Annotated in this window: 14 protein-coding genes; 12 read left to right on the forward strand and 2 right to left on the reverse strand. The window is 58.7% G+C overall.

Going from position 1 to position 16,475, the window contains the following annotated elements:
- The first annotated feature begins 29 nt into the window (after positions 1-29).
- The 11 genes from I6L34_RS20085 to I6L34_RS20135 all read left to right on the forward strand — a co-directional run bounded on the left by I6L34_RS20085 (position 30) and on the right by I6L34_RS20135 (position 11,305).
- The gene (locus I6L34_RS20085) at positions 30-1,367 is read left to right on the forward strand and encodes a replication-associated recombination protein A (protein ID WP_216955219.1); all 1,338 of its coding nucleotides are present in this window, start codon (positions 30-32) and stop codon (positions 1,365-1,367) included.
- A 308-nt stretch (positions 1,368-1,675) separates the two neighbouring features.
- Positions 1,676-2,971: a serine--tRNA ligase gene (gene serS, locus I6L34_RS20090; protein WP_005351225.1), complete on the forward strand. Its 1,296-nt coding sequence runs from the start codon at positions 1,676-1,678 to the stop codon at positions 2,969-2,971.
- 188 nt (positions 2,972-3,159) lie between these two features.
- Positions 3,160-3,648: a CvpA family protein gene (locus I6L34_RS20095; protein ID WP_005337086.1), complete on the forward strand. Its 489-nt coding sequence runs from the start codon at positions 3,160-3,162 to the stop codon at positions 3,646-3,648.
- A 21-nt stretch (positions 3,649-3,669) separates the two neighbouring features.
- Complete coding sequence (gene purF, locus I6L34_RS20100) at positions 3,670-5,190, forward strand: amidophosphoribosyltransferase (protein WP_005351229.1); 1,521 nt, start codon at positions 3,670-3,672, stop codon at positions 5,188-5,190.
- A gap of 204 nt (positions 5,191-5,394) precedes the next feature.
- Positions 5,395-6,153 (forward strand): tRNA-(ms[2]io[6]A)-hydroxylase, encoded by a 759-nt coding sequence (gene miaE, locus I6L34_RS20105; RefSeq protein WP_005346385.1) that lies wholly within the window; start codon positions 5,395-5,397, stop codon positions 6,151-6,153.
- Between the two features lie 303 nt (positions 6,154-6,456).
- Positions 6,457-7,101, forward strand: a complete 645-nt coding sequence (adk, locus tag I6L34_RS20110; RefSeq protein ID WP_005337083.1) for an adenylate kinase — start codon at positions 6,457-6,459, stop codon at positions 7,099-7,101.
- A 98-nt stretch (positions 7,102-7,199) separates the two neighbouring features.
- Entirely contained in the window at positions 7,200-8,174 is a 975-nt protein-coding gene (gene hemH / locus I6L34_RS20115; protein ID WP_058057441.1) for a ferrochelatase, read from the forward strand.
- 34 nt (positions 8,175-8,208) lie between these two features.
- Entirely contained in the window at positions 8,209-8,601 is a 393-nt protein-coding gene (locus I6L34_RS20120) for an MAPEG family protein (protein ID WP_058057442.1), read from the forward strand.
- A gap of 186 nt (positions 8,602-8,787) precedes the next feature.
- On the forward strand, positions 8,788-10,092 hold the full coding sequence (locus tag I6L34_RS20125) for an inosine/guanosine kinase (RefSeq protein ID WP_005337079.1): 1,305 nt from the start codon (positions 8,788-8,790) through the stop codon (positions 10,090-10,092).
- A 180-nt stretch (positions 10,093-10,272) separates the two neighbouring features.
- Entirely contained in the window at positions 10,273-10,635 is a 363-nt protein-coding gene (locus I6L34_RS20130) for a DUF2750 domain-containing protein (protein ID WP_005337077.1), read from the forward strand.
- A 175-nt stretch (positions 10,636-10,810) separates the two neighbouring features.
- Entirely contained in the window at positions 10,811-11,305 is a 495-nt protein-coding gene (locus tag I6L34_RS20135) for a hypothetical protein (protein ID WP_042055706.1), read from the forward strand.
- On the opposite strand, the gene I6L34_RS20140 is transcribed toward I6L34_RS20135, so the two are convergent.
- Entirely contained in the window at positions 11,268-12,908 is a 1,641-nt protein-coding gene (locus I6L34_RS20140; RefSeq protein ID WP_031227665.1) for an EAL domain-containing protein, read from the reverse strand. The genes I6L34_RS20135 and I6L34_RS20140 overlap by 38 nt on opposite strands.
- Before the next feature lie 189 nt (positions 12,909-13,097).
- On the opposite strand from I6L34_RS20140, the gene glgC reads away from it, so the two are divergent.
- Positions 13,098-14,372, forward strand: coding sequence for a glucose-1-phosphate adenylyltransferase (gene glgC / locus I6L34_RS20145; RefSeq protein WP_005337070.1), 1,275 nt, complete (start codon positions 13,098-13,100; stop codon positions 14,370-14,372).
- 84 nt (positions 14,373-14,456) lie between these two features.
- Here the strand turns inward: glgC and I6L34_RS20150 are convergent, their stop codons facing one another.
- A complete protein-coding gene (locus tag I6L34_RS20150; RefSeq protein ID WP_216955220.1) occupies positions 14,457-16,454 on the reverse strand; it encodes a hypothetical protein in 1,998 nt (665 codons plus the stop codon).
- Between the last annotated feature and the right edge of the window lie 21 nt (positions 16,455-16,475).

Genomic DNA, 16,475 nt, shown 5'->3' on the forward strand with positions numbered 1-16,475 from the left:
AGTGACGTGACGTTGGGTGGTCAATACAGATGAGCAACTTGTCGCTGGATTTCTCATCGGACTTTCGTCCGCTGGCGGCCCGGATGCGGCCGCAAAACCTCGACCAGTATATCGGTCAGCAACATATCCTGGGGGCTGACAAGCCCCTGCGCAAAGCGATTCTGGCGGGTCACTGCCACTCGATGATCCTGTGGGGGCCGCCCGGTACCGGCAAGACCACGTTGGCGGAGTTGATGGCTCACTACTGTCAGGCGGAAGTGGAGCGACTCTCTGCGGTCACCTCCGGTATCAAGGAGATCCGCGCCGCCATCGACAAGGCGAAGGAGAATAGCTGGCGCGGGGTGCGTACCATCCTCTTCGTGGATGAAGTGCACCGCTTCAACAAGAGCCAGCAGGATGTGTTCCTGCCTCACATCGAAGATGGCACCATCACCTTTATCGGTGCCACCACCGAAAACCCCTCGTTCGAACTCAACAACGCACTGCTCTCCCGGGCCCGGGTCTATCTGCTCAAGCGACTGGAGGAGAGCGATATTCTCGTCATGCTCGATCAGGCGATGACTGATCCCCGTGGTCTCAATGAGCCGGCACTCACCTTTGCCCCCGGCGTCAAAGAGGCGCTGGCCAAGGCGGTGGATGGGGACGGGCGAAAATCCCTCAACTATCTGGAGCTGTTGGCCGACATGGCCGAAACCGACAGCACAGGGGCGCGGGTGATCGACAGTGCCCTGCTCGCCGCCGTGGTGGGGGAGCACGTGGCCCGCTTCGACAAGGGGGGGGATCACTTCTACGACCTCATCTCGGCGGTGCACAAATCCATTCGCGGCTCGGCGCCGGATGCGGCGCTCTATTGGTACGCCCGCATGGTGAGCGCCGGTTGCGATCCCCTCTATATAGCCCGCCGTTTGCTGGCGATTGCCTCGGAAGATGTGGGCAATGCCGATCCGCGCGCCATGCAGGTCGCCCTGTCGGCCTGGGATTGTTTCCATCGGATCGGGCCGGCGGAAGGGGAGCGGGCTATCGCCCAAGCGATCGTCTATCTCGCCTGCGCCCCGAAAAGCAATGCGGTCTATACCGCCTGGAAGGCGGCGCTTCATGATGCCAAAAATCTCCCTGACTTCGAGGTGCCGGTACACCTGCGCAATGCGCCGACCAAATTGATGAGCGATCTGGGCTATGGCGCCGAGTATCGCTACGCCCATGACGAGCCGGGCGCCTATGCTGCGGGCGAGCAGTATTTCCCGCCCGAGCTGGCGGGCAAGCAGTACTACCAGCCCACCGATCGCGGCCTTGAAAAGCAGATTGGCCAGAAGCTCGATTACCTCCATGAACTGGACAGGCAAAGTCCGCAGCAACGGGGCAAATAGCCCCTTTGTTACCTCGCATGGCTGAAAATTGGTCAGGCGTTTGAATATACAGGACGGTTTGCGTGCCAAAGTCGGTAAAAACGACACAAATAGTCCCTGTTCGGGCGGGGGGGCGGTCTGCTACACTGCCCGTCTGACCCCGCTTGTCTTGGCCTTGCGCCATCTTCTTGATCTCGAAGGCCTGTGATAGTTAAGGCCCGATTCTGAAGACGATTGGGGTGCGCCAACCGATGTTAACTTCCGGATCTGTTTCCCAGCCCGTCATGACGACTCAGGCCCAGATCCCATTTTAAAAAAGTAGGTAAACCATGCTGGATCCCAAATATCTGCGCAGCGATATCGAAGAGGCTGCCGCTCGTCTGGCGACACGTGGCTACGTTCTGGACGTAGCGGCTGTCAACGCTCTGGAAGAGAAACGCAAGGATCTGCAGTCCCGTACCCAGGAGCTGCAGGCCGAGCGCAACGCCCGCTCCAAATCCATCGGTGAAGCTGCCCGTCGTGGTGAAGATGTTGCCCCGCTCAAGGCCGAAGTGACCAAAATCAACGACGAGCTGGAAACCAGCAAGGTTGAGCTGGATGCCCTGCTGGCTCAGCTGAAAGCCATTGCCGACGCCATCCCCAACCTGCCGAGCGAGACCACTCCGGTGGGCCGTGACGAGAACGACAACGTGGAAGTGCGCCGTTGGGGTACCCCGCGCGAGTTCAGCTTCCCGGTACGCGATCACATCGATCTGGGCGAAGCGGCCAAGGGCGTTGACTTCAAAAACGGCGTCAAACTCTCCGGTACCCGTTTCGTGGTGATGAAGGGGCAGATTGCCCGTCTGCACCGTGCCCTGGCTCAGTTCATGCTGGATCTGCACACCCAGCAGCACGGTTACACCGAGTGCTACGTGCCCTATCTGGTGAACCCGGACAGCCTCTATGGCACCGGCCAGTTGCCGAAATTTGCTCAGGACCTGTTCAATACCGGTATCGAAGGTGAAGGGGAAGAAGAGGGCAAGCTGCGCAAGTTCTCTCTGATCCCGACCTCCGAAGTGCCGCTCACCAACATGGCCCGTGACGAGATTTTTGACGCGCAAGAGCTGCCAATCAAGATGACCGCCCACAGCCCCTGCTTCCGCTCCGAAGCAGGTTCCTACGGTCGTGATACCCGTGGTCTCATCCGTATGCACCAGTTCGACAAGGTTGAAATGGTTCAGCTGGTTCACCCGGAGAAGTCCTGGGATGCGCTGGAAGAGATGGTGGGTCACGCCGAGAAGGTGCTGCAACTGCTGGAGCTGCCGTATCGCGTGATGGCGCTCTCTACCGGTGACATGGGCTTCTGCGCTTCCAAGACCTACGATCTGGAAGTGTGGCTGCCGGCCCAGAACACCTATCGCGAGATCTCCTCTGTCTCCAACTGCACCGACTTCCAGGCGCGCCGCATGCAAGCGCGCGTGCGTATCGACGGCAAGCCACAACTGTTGCACACCCTGAACGGCTCGGGTTTGGCAGTGGGTCGTACCCTGGTTGCCGTGATGGAGAACTACCAGCAGGAAGATGGCCGCATCGCCATCCCGGCTGCGCTGCAATCCTACATGGGTGGCCTGACCCACATCGGGTAAGTTCACGCCGCAGACCACAACGCCATGGCATTGCCATGGCGTTGTGCATTCTGGCGCCGATCAACCGTTTTAGTGCTGAAAAAAATGCGGCTTTTCGGCGTCGCTTTGAACAGTTAACACATTTTTATCAAGCAATGCGCAATCGTTTTTGTTAGACTGCGCCGCAATTTCGCAGGACATCTTTTTCTATGGTCTGGATTGATTACGCCATCATCGGCATCGTCGGTTTCTCTGCTCTCATCAGCCTGGTGCGCGGCTTCGTCAAGGAGGCCATGTCTCTTGTCACCTGGTTCGTCGCCTTCTTTATTGCCAGCCATTTCTATCCCGATCTCGCCGTCTATTTCACCTCCTTCTCCGACGCGCTGGTTCGCAACGGTCTGGCCATCGCGGCGCTGTTTGTGGCGACCCTGATCCTCGGCAGCGTGGTCAACTATGTGGTGGGCCTGTTGGTGGACAAGACGGGTCTCTCCGGTACCGATCGGGTGCTGGGGGTCTGCTTCGGTGCAATTCGCGGGGTGCTGATCGTCAGTGCCCTGCTTTTTTTCATGGATACCTTCACCAGCCTCTCCCAGAGCGACTGGTGGGTGGCGTCCAAGCTGGTGCCGGAGTTCAAGCCGGTGATCCAGTGGTTTTTCGGGTTCATGTTGAACTCATCCAGTTTTCTTAAACAGGTATAGTGACTTCGAGGTAGCAAAGACATGTGTGGTATTGTCGGTATAGTTGGCACCACCCCCGTCAATCAGGCCCTCTACGACGCCTTGACGGTGTTGCAGCACAGGGGACAGGATGCCGCCGGGATCGTGACCATTGATAGTGGAAACTTCCGGCAACGCAAGGCCAATGGCCTGGTGAAGGACGTGTTTGAAGTGCGCCACATGCAGCGTCTGCAAGGGAACATCGGCATAGGTCATGTCAGATACCCCACCGCAGGCAGCTCAAGTGCCGCTGAAGCCCAACCTTTTTATGTGAACTCGCCCTACGGCATGGTGCTGGCCCATAACGGCAACCTCACCAACGCCAAGGAGCTCAAGGAGCAGCAGTTCAAGGTCGCCCGTCGCCACATCAACACCACCTCCGACTCGGAAGTGTTGCTGAACGTGCTGGCTCACGAGCTGGATCGCTGCGACAAGATGGCCCTGCGCCCCGAAGATATCTTCGCCGCGGTGCGCAGAACCCATCAGCAGATCCGCGGCGCTTATGCGGTGGTCTCGCTGGTGATTGGTCATGGTCTCATCGGTTTTCGCGATCCCAACGGCATTCGCCCGCTGATCCTCGGTCGTCGTCAGGACGAGCAGGGCCAGGTGGAGTACATGCTCGCCTCCGAGAGCGTGGCGCTCGACGCCATCGGTTTCGAGACGGTGCGGGATATTGCGCCGGGTGAAGCCATCTACATTACCGAGCAGGGTCAACTCTTCTCCGAGCAGTGTGCGGAGAACCCGCAGATGAGCTCCTGTATCTTCGAATATGTCTATTTCGCCCGTCCCGATTCGTGCATCGACAAGGTCTCGGTCTACGCCGCCCGCCTCAACATGGGTCGCAAGCTGGGTCAGAAGATTGCCCGCGAGTGGGAAGATCTCGATGTAGACGTGGTCATCCCCATCCCCGAGACCTCCTGTGACGTGGCGCTGGAGATCGCCCATACCCTCGACCTGCCGTACCGTCAGGGCTTCGTGAAGAACCGCTACATCGGCCGTACCTTCATCATGCCGGGCCAGACCCAGCGCAAGAAGTCGGTGCGTCGCAAGCTCAACGCCATCAGCTCCGAATTCAAGGGCAAGAAGGTGTTGCTGGTGGACGATTCCATCGTGCGTGGTACCACGTCCGAGCAGATCATCCAGATGGCCCGTGAAGCAGGGGCAGCCAAGGTCTACTTCGCCTCGGCGGCGCCGGAAATTCGCTTCCCCAACGTCTATGGCATCGATATGCCCACCGCCAACGAGCTGATCGCCCACGGCCGCGAAGTGGAAGAGGTGTGCAAGCTGATTGGCGCTGACGGTCTGATTTTCCAGGATCTGGAAGATCTGGAAGCCGCCGTACGGGAGATCAACCCGGATCTGCGTCACTTCGAGACCTCGGTCTTCAATGGCCACTACGTCACCTCCGACGTGGACCAGTCCTATCTGGATCACCTCAACGCCCTGCGCAACGATGACACCAAAGCGGTGCGTGAATGGCAGGAAGGCACCAGCAATCTGGAAATTTTTAACGAAGGAAGTTAAACGTTTGCGGTTTTGCCGGATGGGATAGCGAGATGGGGGCCTGTTGCCCCCATTGTCGTTTTTGCCTCACACCGGCAGAAGGGGTAGGAGATATCTGTTTGAAAAATATCCGCTTATCTTGCCGGATATGGGCATGGTCAGCGGGATCCGCTAGCATAGGCGGCAACATATATGACCGATACGCTTTAAGAGACGAGAGTTCAGATGGATGATCTGCTAGCCCCAGTGCGCCAGTTTTTACAGTGCGAGACCCCGGATGAGTGGGTGGAGATGGCGCGGGATCCGGCCCGTTTACCGACCCTGCTCATCGATCACGCCAACTGTGAGACCAAGGCCGCACTCACTGCCCACAGTCTGGTGCGCCGCTACTGCTTGCCCAAGGGCAAGCGCCATCTGCTGCCCAAGCTGGAGTTCTATCGCGAGCTGGATGCCATTCCGGAGAAGGCCGAGATCCTGGGCAAACGCAGCATGGGGGAGTCTGATCGCACCGTCTTTGCTGAGCTGGAGCGCAATCCGCTGCTGTTTCCCATGGTACGGCTCATTCAGGAGGAGCTGCATCACTTCGAGCAGGTGCTGGAGATCATGCAGGCCCGCGGCATCGAATACGGGCCGGTGACGGCCTCCCGCTATGCCCGCCAGTTGATGCAGCATGTGCGCACCCATGAGCCTGCCACCATAGTCGACAAGATGATCATCGGCGCCTATATCGAGGCCCGCTCCTGCGAGCGGTTTGCCAAGTTGGCGCCCCATCTGGACGAGGAGCTGAGCCGCTTCTATGTCTCTTTGCTGCGCTCCGAAGCGCGTCACTATCAGGATTACCTGAGCCTGGCCGAACAGTACGCAGGGGAGGATATCAGCGAGCGGGTGGCCTTCTTTGGCAAGCTGGAAGCCGAGCTAATCTGCTCGCCGGATCCGCAGTTCCGGTTTCATAGCGGCCTGCCTGTCACATCTGACAGTTGTTGACGCACAGGGGGCAAACTACTATTGCCCTGTTCCTACTACGAGCGACAAGTAGTTACTTTTGAGCGCAATTCCCGGCCCTGAGCCGGGATCTTTTTTTCTGTCGTACGTCCTTCCTGCTTTTGGCGCCCTATGCTGAATTCCTGGCTATTTTTGCTTCTTCCCCTTGCGATGAAATCCTGTTCGATCAGCCGGTTATTGTGGTGATAAAGTGCTCATTCAAGTGGCTCACCCTTGTAGAAACGGGCGAAACCGTGTACTTTTTTGCCTTCGCAAGATTTGAATAACCAATCAATAGGAGCGTGTATGCGCATTGTTCTGTTGGGGGCTCCGGGCGCCGGCAAAGGTACCCAGGCTCAGTTCATCATGGAAAAACACGGTATTCCCCAGATCTCCACCGGCGATATGCTGCGTGCGGCGATCAAAGCGGGCACCGAGCTCGGTCTGAAAGCCAAAGCTGTGATGGACGCAGGTCAGCTGGTCTCTGACGACATCATCATCGGTCTGGTCAAAGAGCGTATCGCTCAGCCTGACTGCGCCAAAGGCTTCCTGTTGGACGGTTTCCCGCGCACCATTCCCCAGGCGCAAGCCATGAAGGACGCCGGTGTCGTGGTTGATTTCGTGCTGGAGTTCGATGTGCCGGACGAAGAGATCGTCAAGCGCATGAGCGGCCGTCGCGTTCACTCCGGCTCCGGCCGTACCTACCACGTGGTGTTCAACCCGCCGAAAGTGGAAGGCAAGGATGATGTGACCGGTGAAGATCTGGTGATCCGTGCCGACGACGAAGAGACCACAGTACGCAAGCGTCTGGATGTATATCATCAGCAGACCGCGCCGCTGATCGGTTTCTACGGCAAAGAGGCGGAAGCGGGCCACACCCGTTACGTCAAGATCGACGGCACCCAGCCGGTTGATCTGGTCAGCAAGCAGCTTGCCACCATTCTGGGCTGATCTTTGCTGCCGGCACTGTATCCCGTGCCATCAGATAAATAAAGAGAAGGGCCCTGTCGGGCCCTTTTTGCATAATGACAGATAGACAGGAAGCCAACGTGACCACGAAAACCGGAATATTGCTGGTCAATCTGGGTACCCCAGCCGCACCGACCACCGCTGCCGTCAAAGCGTTCCTCAGCCAGTTCCTGCACGATCCCCGTGTGGTTGACCTGCCCCGCTACCTCTGGTGCCCGCTGCTCCACTTCATCATCTTGCCGACGCGCTCGCCCAAAGTGGCCAAGCTCTATCAGCAGGTGTGGACCGAGCAGGGCTCGCCGCTGATGGTGATAAGCAAGCAGCAGCGTGCTGCGCTGGAGCAGGAGCTCAAGCGGGAGGGGGTTGAGGTGCCGGTGGAGCTGGCGATGACCTATGGTTCCCCGTCAGTGAATGATGGCTGGCAGGCGCTCAAGGCCAAAGGGGTCAACCGGGTGATCCTGTTGCCGCTCTATCCGCAATATTCGGTCAGTACCACCGCCTCGGTCTTCGATGCCTGGGGCAAGGCGATGAAGATAGAACGCAATCTGCCGGTGGTACGGCTCATTCGTGATTATCACGCCCACCCCGAATACATTCAGGCGCTGGCCATGAGCGTGCGCCGTCACTGGGAGCAGCACGGTCAGGGTGATCACCTGCTGATGTCGTTCCACGGTATTCCCGAGCGCTACGAGAACGAAGGGGACCCCTATGGTCACCAGTGTCGCCATACCGCCAGCTTGCTGGCCGAGGCGCTCGGGCTGGAGGCCGGGCAGTGGACGGCCAGCTTCCAGTCCCGCTTTGGCAAGGAGGAGTGGCTCAAGCCCTACACCGACGTGACTATCGCTGGCCTGCCGGCCGCCGGGGTCAAGCGACTCGATGTGATTTGCCCTGCCTTTGCGGCCGACTGTCTCGAAACCCTCGAGGAAATTCAGGTACAGAATCGGGAGCTCTTCATGGAGGCCGGTGGCGAGCGGTTTGAATATATTCCGGCCCTCAACAGTGATCAGGCCCACATCAGGATGATGGTCTCACTCATCTGCCGCGAATTGGCATGAGTGACCTGCAGCCAGTCAAACAAGGAGTCGTCTTATGGTGCATATCACGCTGATTTACGCAGGCCTGCTGGGGCTGCTGTTTTTGGGGCTCTCCTTCTGGGTGGTCAAACGCCGCGCCCAGTTCGGGGTGATGATAGGGCAGGGGGAGGCCCCCGAGCTGCTGGCGGCGATCCGGGCCCACGGCAACTTTGCCGAGTATGTGCCGTTGACCCTGCTGCTGATGGCGCTGTGCGAGCTCTCCGGTGCCGGTGCGTTCTGGCTGCATGCCGGTGGCGCCATGCTGCTGGTCGGCCGCATCCTGCATGCCATCGGCATCCAGATCCCCAAAGCTCCCAATGTGCCCCGTTTTCTGGGCACCCTGCTGTTCTGGCTCGCCCTCGGACTCTTCTCGCTGCTGGCCCTGTTGCAGGGCATGGCGGCCGCCTGAAAACAGGCGCTTTTTTATGCTATAGAGCCACCCCGGGCGGGGTGGTTTTTTTATGGTGAAAAGGCAAACGTTTTTCCTTGCAGGCCTTGTCTATACTGACTCCATTATTTAAACAGGGCGACTTTTCGGGGCGGCGGATTGTGTTAAAATCCCGCCCCTCTTTCCCCCAGAGCACAGAACATTGCCATGAAATTTCCCGGTCAGCGCAAGTCCAAACACTACTTCCCTGTCGACAGACGCGATCCCCTGGTGCCGCAAAATCCCCTGTTAACCGAGCTGGGCAAAGCCTACGTCGTCGGGATTGATCAGACCCTGGTTGATATCGAAGCCCATGTGGATGAAGACTTTCTGACCCGTTATGGTCTGAGCAAGGGGCACTCCGTCGTCATCAACGACGACGTGGCAGAACGCATTTATGACGAGCTCAAGGCCAACAACATGGTGGTGAGCGAGTTTGCCGGTGGTACCATTGGCAACACGGTACACAACTACTCGGTACTGGCCGATTCCCACTCCATCCTGCTGGGTGTGATGAGTCAGGACATTCGCATCGGCTGCTACGCCTACCGTTATCTGTGCAACACCTCTTCCCGCGTCAATCTGGACTATCTGCAGCCAGTTGATGGTCCCATCGGCCGTTGCTTCACTTTCATTACCGAGTGCGGCGAGCGTAGCTTCGGTATAAACGCTGGCAAGATGAACCAGCTGGATGTGCAGCACATTCCGGAGGATGTGATCAAAGGTGCGTCTGCCCTGGTGATCACCGCCTATCTGGTACGCGGTGACGATGGTGATCCGATGAAAGAGGCGGCCATGACCGCAGTGCGTTATGCCCGCGAGGCCGGTATTCCCGTGGTGCTGACCCTGGGCACCCGTTTCGTCATCGACGAAAACCCCCAGTGGTGGCGCGACTTCATTGCCGAAAACGTGACTGTGCTGGCGATGAACGAAGACGAAGGTGAAGCCCTGACCGGTATCGCTGATCCGCTCGGTGCGGCCGACAAGGCGCTCGACTGGGCCGACATGGTGCTCTGTACTGCTGGCCCCATCGGCCTCTACATGGCGAGCTACACCGATGAGGACTACAAGCGCGAGACCACTCATACCCTGCTGCCCGGCGTTATCCCCGAGTTCAACATGTATGAGTTCAGCCGCCCGATGGCCCGTGCCAAGTGCCGCAAACCGGCCCGTATCTACTCCCACATCTCCCCGTATATGGGTGGCCCTGAGAAGATCAAGAACACCAACGGGGCAGGGGATGGCGCCCTTTCCGCCGTGCTGCACGACATGGTGGCCAACTCTTATCACCGGATGAATGTGCCCAACTCCGCCAAGCACATCTCCGAGTTCCTGACTTACTCCTCACTGGCCCAGGTGTGCAAATACGCCAACCGCGTCAGCTACGAGGTGTTGGCCCAGAGCAGTCCCCGTCTCTCCCGCGGTTTGCCGGAGAAAGAGGACAGCCTGGAAGAGGTTTACTGGGAGCGTTGATCTCCTGAATCTGCAAGACGCCTCCATCGGGAGGCGTTTTTGCAGGCAAATGGGAGTTATCCCGGCTTTTTTCCCGGAATAACCCCAATATGCTTGAGTCCATGTCACTTTTGCGACACCATTTGGCCATCGTATTGTCGCCCGACAATGCCGCAGCACCCGAAAGAAAGAGAGAATCCCATGAGCATGCTTAACGACAACCTTGACGCCAATTTCCAACTGTTTATCGAACAAGTCCGCGAGTCGGGTCAGGTGTGGGGTCTGCGCTATGGGGAAGACTGGGTCGTCTGCCGCTCCGCCGAATTTGAAGATGCCGACGTGATGCCGCTCTGGTCTGCCGAAGAGGACGCCCGTCTGCACTGTGTTGACGAGTGGGCCGATTACGAGCCGGAAGTGATCGATCTGGAAGAGTTTCTCGATATCTGGATCAACGATCTGGATGAAGATGATGTGCTGGTCGGCCCGAACTGGAACGCCGATCTGGAAGGCCAGGAGCTCGAACCCATCGAGCTGGCCAAGGCACTGGTTGAACTGGACGCCTGAAAGCGCCTCCATTGATGGCCTGAACGCACAGGCCATCGGGACAAAGACCGGCATCCGTGAGGGTGGCGGTCTTTTTTATGGTCGAATGGCCCGATTGATGAGTTAAAAGCCGATTTGCCTTTGCACCTGTCAGGGGGATGGTCCATCATCAACCTTTTGCCAAGGGAGGAGCGCCATGTTTGTATTCGACGTAACGGGAGCTGCGGGTGAGAAGGCCAGCATTCGGGTGCAGGCGCTGGATTGGGCACAAGCCGGGCCAGTGACCTTCCAGTGCGATGATGATCAGCTGGCGGTCGTGCTCCTGAGCGGTTGTCGTTGCGATGCGGTGGGCTTTTTCAACCTGTTGGCTGGGTGTAAACCCCTCTATATCGAGCAGTGGCTCAGCTATCTGCAAGAGAGCGGTCGCATTGGCAAGTGGAGTCACCAGACAGAGAGTCCCGCCGATGGGGACTATCTGGCCAGAGCCGGTCTGGAGCACGATGAGCTCAATACCCTGCTTGGCCAGGTCTATCAGGTGGCGGGGTTCAACCGGTTGCAGATCAACCGTTACCTCAAGAACCGCCACAACCCCACCACGCTGGCGACCCGTTACGATCAGAAAGAGCTGGAGCGCTATCGCCAGCTCAATGACATCATTCTGACCCTTTTGAAGCTGAAGCATCCTCAGTAAAGAGCCCCAGTTGGCTGATATCCGGTCGCAACGGTTGCGGCCGGGCGATCAGATAGCCCTGCAAACCATCCACGTACATCCCCTGCAGCAGCTGTTTCTGGCCAAGCTGTTCTACCCCCTCTGCAATCACCTGACACCCCATCCGATGTGATACATCGACGATCATCCGCACGAACTGCTGGTTGGTCTGATCCTGCTCCAGCCCGGTGATCAGGGCGGGGTCCAGCTTGATGTAGTCGGGCTTGAGCTCGCGAAACAGGGTAAAGGAGCCGATCCCTTTGCCGAAATTGGCGATGGCCGAGCGGCTGCCGTTGCGGCGCAGCAGTTCAAACACCCGCTTGGCGCCGGTCAGGTTGCGTTCCAGATGCTCTTCATCCAGTTCGAACACCAGATTGGCGCTGGTATTGGGATCTTTGAGCAGCTGGCGGTCAAGCCAGATCAGGAAGGCGCTGTTTTGCAGCAAGTTGGGAGAGAGATTGATCCCCCAGCGACTCTGGTTGGCACCAAAGGCCCGGTACTGACGCATGATGTGGGTAATGACCAGCTGCTCCAGCCGCATCACCATATCCAGCCGCTGGGCCATGGCAAACAGGGTGTCGGTGGGCAGGGCGGTGCCGTCATTGCCGCTGAAGCGGGTGTAGATCTCGTTGTAAGCCAGCATGCTGCGGTGCAGGGGCTGGATCGGCTGGTAGGTAAAGCTGAGTCGCTCCTGCGCCAGCACTTCGGTCAGCACGTCGCGCCAGTGGTGTTGCCCCTGCAGATCGGAGGCGCTGTCATCCTGCTGGATGGCCCAGCCGTTGATGGTTTCGGTCTGGGCGCGAGCCAGCGCCAGATCCGCTCTGGCCAGCACGGCTTCAATTTTCTGGCCGCTGCTGAGCTTGGTCAGCCCCGAGTAACCGGTGCTCTCCAGCTCGTGCTGATCCTGATAGTGATCGAAGGCCACCTTCAAATCCTGCCCCAGCAGATGGGGAGGAATATTGGCCACCGGTTGCACCAGAACGGCGAAATCAGCCCCCGAAATGCGGTAGACCTGATTGCCCGGGAAGCGGCTTACCACCCGTTTGATGAGGGCGGCCATGTCTTTGATGTAGGCATCGCCAGACTGGAAGCCGCGCTGGGCGTTGATCTTGCCAAGCTCGGTGGCACGGATCAGCACCAGGGTCGCGGTCTGGGTGTCCTGATCCCGCTGCAGCAACTCGGTCATGTCGCGGCGAAACGCGTGGCGGTTGAGTAGCTGAGTCAGCTCGTCGGTGGTAGCCAGGTTGCTGAGCTCGGTCAGCTGGCGATGGGCGCTCTGCTCGGCACTTTCGAACTGCTCCAGCAGTTGTTGCAGCACCTCCTGGGAGGCGGGCTCATCGAGTTGTGAGGGATCCCGCCCCCTGATCGCCTTGACCCAGGTGAGCTCCTGATGCTGGAGCATGCCATCCATGGTGCGGATGGCCAGCATCAACAGCAGGATCATGCCAAGCAGTGTGGTGGCCAGAATAATGGCCAAAGTAAGCGGTGTGCTCTGCAGGGCTAACCAAACTGCTTGCAGGAGCAGCAGGGGTATGGTCACTATGGTGGCGATCAGAAAGAGGGTACGTCCGAGCTTGTGAACCATCTTGTCATCCTTGAAGTGGCTGCTTTGTGGGGGAATTTTAACCAAGCTGGCGGAGCAAAGCATGCTATTCCTCGCAACTCGGTGAAAAGGGTCAATTGAGATCGGTTAAATGTGAGTGAAACCACTTTCACAGGTGCCGAAACAGGCGAAGATGAGTTGAAAATAGATCAAACAAGGCAGAGGTAAATCATGTTGTTAGAGCCCGAAAATAGTGCCAAAGCACGACAATTATTGAACCAGAGTATGGCACTGGTGCTGGCGGGTGGACGTGGTAGTCGCCTGAAGCAGTTGACTGACAACCGCGCCAAGCCTGCCGTCCATTTCGGTGGCAAATTCCGGATCATTGATTTTGTGCTCTCCAACTGTATCAACTCGGGGATCCGCCGCGTTGGTGTAGTCACCCAATACAAGTCTCACAGTCTGCTGCGTCACCTGCAATCGGGCTGGTCCTTCCTGCGTTACCAGATGAACGAATTCATCGACCTGCTCCCTGCCCAGCAACGGGTGGACGAGGTGCACTGGTATCGCGGCACCGCCGATGCCATCTATCAGAACGTCGATATCATCCGTGACTACGGCCCCAAATACCTGGTGGTGCTGGCGGGGGATCACATCTACAAGATGGATTACGCTGCTATGCTGCTCGACCATGTGCGCCTTGGCGCCAAGGTTACGGTGGCTTGTATCGAGGTGCCGCGGGCTGAGGCATCCGCCTTCGGGATCATGGATATCGACGAGCAGCGCAAGATCCGCGCCTTCGTCGAAAAACCGGCCAATCCGCCCGCCATGCCGGGTTGCGAAGATCGCTCGCTGGCCTCCATGGGGATCTATATCTTCGAGGCGGAGTACCTCTATCAACTGCTGGAGGAGGATATTCATAATCAGGACTCCAAACACGACTTCGGGATGGATGTGATCCCCCGCATCGTGGAGGAGGGGATGGCATTTGCTCACCCCTTCAACATGTCCTGTGTCGGGGCGCGCGAGGGACAAAAGCCCTACTGGCGTGACGTGGGTACGCTGGACTCCTTCTGGGAAGCGAACATGGATCTCGCCTCCGTGCTGCCCGAGCTCGATATCTACGATCAGAACTGGCCCATCTGGACCAGCCAGACCCTGACGCCACCGGCCAAGTTCGTGCAGGATCGCAATGGTCAGCATGGCATGACCATCAACTCCATGTTCTCGGGCGGTACCATCGTCAGCGGGTCGTTTGTGCTCAACTCGGTGCTCTTTACCAATGTGCGGGTGCACTCCTTCTGTACCCTGGATCAGGCCATCATCTTCCCCGGGGTCGAGATTGGTGCCGGCTGCCGTCTGCGCCGGGTGGTGGTGGATAAAGGGTGTGTGCTGCCCGATGGGCTGGTGGTGGGCGAGAATGCCGATGAGGATAGCCGCCGCTTCTACCGCTCCGAGCAGGGGATTGTGCTGGTGACCAAGGAGATGCTGGACAAGCTGGTTTGAGGAAAGCCCTTGAAACTGTGTCAGACGCTGTAATGCAAAGGGAGCCAAGTTGGCTCCCTTTTTCATGCTGGTGAATGGCGAGGATTATTCGCTAACCACCGCTTTGGCGGCCATCACCATGGCGGTGCCGTGCTTACCACCGGCAGCGGTCACTTGCGGTACGCCATCTTCATCGGTGTCGCTGCCGGCACCTTCGATGATGTTCTCGCCGGAGTCACCGATCCACTCGGCCATCTGCATGCCACCGTTGACGGTACCACGGAACCAGCTGACGTACTGACCGGTCAGCTTGGCCAGCTCCAGCTCGGGTGCCTTCTCGGCCCCTTCGTTGCGCAGGTTCAGCATGGCAGAGCGCAGGGCGCCGGAGATGGCAGCCTGGGTCCAGGGAGTGTATTCACCCTGTTTACCCGCCAGCCAGGTGCCCGCCTTGTCATTGAAGTAGGCCTTGTCGGCAGCGATAAACAGCTCGCGGGCGGCAGTGCGGTACTTGGCATCGGAGGTAGCGAGGAACGCGGCGGTCAGACCACGGATGGCGGCGAACTGCGCATCGATGGAGTTGCCGGCATCGAGCTTGCCACCTAGCGTGATGCCGTCATGCACCAGACCATTTTTGCCCTTGAGGTTGGCAAGGATGAAATCGGCCTGTTTGCGGATCAAGTCGAGCGCCTGCTGACCCTGCTTGGTCTTGAGGTTCAGCTCGCCATTGTCACCGGCGGCGTAACCGACCGGCAGTGCATCCTGAGCGCGCTGGAAGATCTGCAGGGCGACCAGTGCGTAAGCGGCGTCAAAGGTGGTGACGTGCTTGCCCTGTTTGCCTGCCTGCCAGCTGTCGACCAGGGTGCCAGCCTTGGCATCAAAGTGCAGGGCTGCCAGGTTCTTGAAGGTGAGGTTTGAGAGATTGATCGCCAGCGAGAAGGCATCGCTGCCCGCGACCGCTTTGCCCAAGTCATTGGTCTTGTTGGCAGCCGGTGCGGCGGCAAACGGCGCGCCGTCAAACACGGCGTGGAAGGCCGGGTTCTGGTTGGTGTTGGCGCTGCGCTGATCGCTGAAGGCATAGAACTCGGAGAGCGGCCACAGCATCATCCAGGCATCGCGCAGCTGGGCGGAGCCATCCACCACCTCCAGCTTGCCGATGGCACCGGCATCGTTGTTGCTGGTTTCGGTCACTTTCACCTGATGGGGGAAGTAGACAACGCCCTTGGCAGGATCGTACTGCGGGGTGATCTTGGCGCCCAGTTGTTTACCGTCGAAGCCAAGCTGATTCTGCATGATGGCCAGCTTGTCGATGGACTGCTCGGTCAGCATCATGCCGTTGAAGCCATCGGCGGCAGAGACGCCCAGCTTGTGCTTGCCATCCTGATCCATGGTGGCGGAGGCGGCTTCTACCTCTTCATCGGTTTCGGCTACGTGCATGCCGCCGAGGAAGTCCTGTGACCACATCACCTCTTTGAGCAGGATGCCGCCCACCGCTGCGGGCACCAGCAGGTTGTCGCTGCCGCTCCAGCGCAGGGTGCTGTAGTCGCGGAAGTAGGCGGGTACCTGGGTCTTGACGGTTTTCTCGGTCCCTTTGGCGGTCTTGATGGTGATCTGGTCGCCATTGACCGGGGTGGCGTTGACGGCCTGGGCAAACTCCGGATTGGCGGAGGCGTAGGGCAGGGAGAGGGGATACATGCCCTGCGGCACTTCATCAGCCGGGAAGCCAACGGCATCGGCCATGGCCAACACCCGTTGCCCCAGAGAGGCCATGGTGCCGCCACGGGCCAGGTTTTGTGGCCCGTTCACCAGATGCGGGCCCATGCCGGATTGGTAGTTGAGGGCGTACATCGCCTCTTCGGAGTATTCGTATGATTCGATGCCGGCGGCGAAGTCGAACGGGGTCGGCTCATCGGCACGGTTGGCATCCAGCACATCCAGATCTAGCCCCAGCGCTTCGGCCAGCGGCTCACCGGAGAGCTCGAATTCGGTATAGGCCAGCATGTTGGCGGCGGTATTGAATGTCTTGTCTTCGACTTTGACGGCAGCGTGTGCGGCGCCGCTGATCAGTGCGCAGGCGATCGCCTGAACCAGTACGGTTTTTCTCATGTCCCTTCTCACCATTGGTTT

The sequence above is a fragment of the Aeromonas sp. FDAARGOS 1404 genome (genome assembly GCF_019047085.1).
Lineage (GTDB): Bacteria > Pseudomonadota > Gammaproteobacteria > Enterobacterales > Aeromonadaceae > Aeromonas > Aeromonas veronii.